The sequence below is a fragment of the Methylobacterium sp. WL18 genome, assembly GCF_008040015.1.
GTDB lineage: Bacteria > Pseudomonadota > Alphaproteobacteria > Rhizobiales > Beijerinckiaceae > Methylobacterium > Methylobacterium mesophilicum.
The window spans coordinates 1-670 of the sequence record NZ_VRVD01001197.1 but is presented as its reverse complement, the minus strand read 5'-3'; the positions used below and the strand labels follow the sequence as shown (position 1 = coordinate 670).

The following is a 670-nucleotide window of genomic DNA, read 5'->3' as shown; positions in this document are numbered from 1 at the left end:
CGCTGTTGATGCGTCGCGCCACCTTCAGCGCCAGACAAGCCCGGCTATGCTCGTCGATCAGCGTCAGGATCCGGAGCGAGCGTCCGTCGTGGGTCCGGGCCTGGACGAAGTCAAAACTCCAGACGTGGTTGCGATGGAGCGGGCGCAGCCGCACGCAGGATCCATTGTTCAGCCACAGGCGACTGCGTGGTCGGTGCTTCTGCGGGACCTTTAGCCCCTCGCGACGCCAGATGCGCTCATGGTGAGCCTGTCGAACCATGAACCCGATCCTTACCCACCTGCTATCCTGCTGCCTGCAGCAGCGCGGTGACGCGGCGGTAGCCGTAGCGCCCATACGCGGACGCCGAGGCGATGATGGCACGGGTCAGCGCATCCTCGTCGGCCGGCAACGTGGACACGTAGCGCTGCGTGCCCCGATGCTGGCCGACGATCCGGCAGGCGTGACGTTCCGAGAGGTCGTACTTCTCCCGGATGCCGTCCACCGCCTGCCTGCGTCGCTCGGGGGCTACAAGTTTCCCGAGGCGACGTCCGCCAGCACCTGACCCGCCAGAGATAAATCGGCTACCAGGCGACGAAGCCGGGCGTTCTCGCGCTCCAGATCCTTCATCTTCTTGGCCTGATCGACCTTCAGGCCGCCGTACTCCTTACGCCAGCGATAATAGCTCTGCTC

The 670-nt window shown here is 65.2% G+C and carries 1 pseudogene; it reads right to left on the bottom strand.

The features are described 5' to 3' along the window. Positions 1-670, bottom strand: a pseudogene (locus FV228_RS31795) (IS3 family transposase); the annotation flags it as partial.